Below are 1705 nucleotides of genomic sequence, written 5' to 3' on the forward strand. Positions count from 1 at the left end.
GGCGAGTGGTTCGAGGCGACCTTGGACGAGGTCCGTGGCGCCGTCGTCTCGTTGCAGCGCGGTGTCGCGTTTAGCCCGACCCGGATCCAAACCTTCCCCATGCGCGATGAGCAACGGGCCGCCGTGTGGCAGACCGCAGCGTACCTTCGTGCGCATGCGGCTGACCGGCCGAAGTTCCTGTGGAACGCCAAGATGCGGTTTGGGAAAACCTTCACGACCTACCAACTCGCCCGCGAGATGGGTTGGCAGCGTGTGCTGGTACTCACCTACAAGCCGGCAGTGCGCAGCGCGTGGCGCGATGACCTGCTCAGCCACATCGACTTTGCGGGCTGGAGGTTCATCGACAACTCAACCCCGACCAGAGATGCAGACGTCATCCTGGACAGCGATGCGCCGGTGGTGTGGTTCGCCTCATTCCAGGACGCCACCGGCCGCGACCCACAGGGCCGACCGAAGCCCCGTAACGAGACGCTGTATCTGGTGAAGTGGGACTGCATCGTAATTGACGAGTTCCACTTCGGTGCGGCGACCATGACCGCGCGGGATCTGTACGACCCGCAGGACTCCGACGATGTAGCCCGGGCCCGGCAGGTGGCGCAGGCGCTCGATCAAGAGAGTGACACTACCGCCGACGTACTAGTGGAGCCAGATGCCGCGCTTTCTACGAGGTTCCATCTGCATCTGTCTGGCACCCCGTTTAAAGCGATCACCAACGGCGACTACGACGAGGATGCGATCTTCAACTGGACATACATCGACGAACAACGGGCTAAGCGCTCCTGGGATTCCAGGCGCGGCTCCAATCCATACAACCTGCTGCCACAGATGCAGATGTACACGTACGCGATTGGTGATGTTGCAGGAGGGTGGGCGTCCGACGATGAGTTCGACGGATTCGACCTCAATACTTATTTCGCAGCCAAGAAGCGCGACAACGGCTATGTGTTCGACGACCCCGACCGCGTCGCGTCGTTCCTTGACCTAATCCGCGGCAAGAAGCAGCTCCCAGAGGGGATCATAGACGGCAGAAGGGCTGCGAAGTTCCCTTACGAGTCCGCTCATTTCAGCGAGGCGGTGCGGCATTCGATTTGGTACCTGAACGATGTTGCCGCCTGTGAGGCGATGGCCGCTTTGCTGCGCCGTGACCACTTCTTCTCTTCCTTTGAAATCTACGTCGCCGCAGGGGCGAGGGCGGGAATTGGCGCCGATGCCCTGCCGCCGTTGCAGAGGGCCATCATCCGCGCCGACCAAGAGGGTAAGAGCGGTTCGATCACCTTGTCGTGCGGCAAGCTGATGACCGGGGTCACGGTGCCCGAGTGGACCTCAATCTTCATGCTCCGCTCGCTGAGGGCGCCCGAGTCCTACTTCCAAGCCGCGTTCCGCGTGCAGTCACCATGGAAAGCTGACGGCCGGATCAGGAAGCACACTGCCTACGTCTTCGAGTTCGACCCCAACCGTGCACTGAGCCTGGTTGCGCTCTACGGCACCGAGATCGCCAACAACTCGCCGGACCGAGACGTCACCCAGCGTGATGTGCTTGGCGAACTGATCAATTTCCTGCCGATCTTCGCGATCGACGGGGGGCACATGGAAGCCCTCGACGTCGATGCGATTCTCGATTGGGCCCACGGCGGCATCAGCGCCAACTCTTTGGCCCGGAAGTGGCGCTCGGTCGATCTCTCCGACCGGAACGGCGTCACAATGG

Annotated in this window: 1 protein-coding gene; it reads left to right on the forward strand. The window is 61.8% G+C overall.

All coding sequences use genetic code 11. The features are described 5' to 3' along the window. Positions 1–1705: hypothetical protein (locus KBX08_RS33130; protein ID WP_210787692.1), on the forward strand; the 1705-nt coding region annotated here is incomplete at both ends.

Origin of the sequence: Micromonospora sp. H61 (assembly GCF_018070325.1) — a bacterium.
In the GTDB taxonomy this organism is placed as follows: Bacteria; Actinomycetota; Actinomycetes; order Mycobacteriales; family Micromonosporaceae; genus Micromonospora; species Micromonospora salmantinae.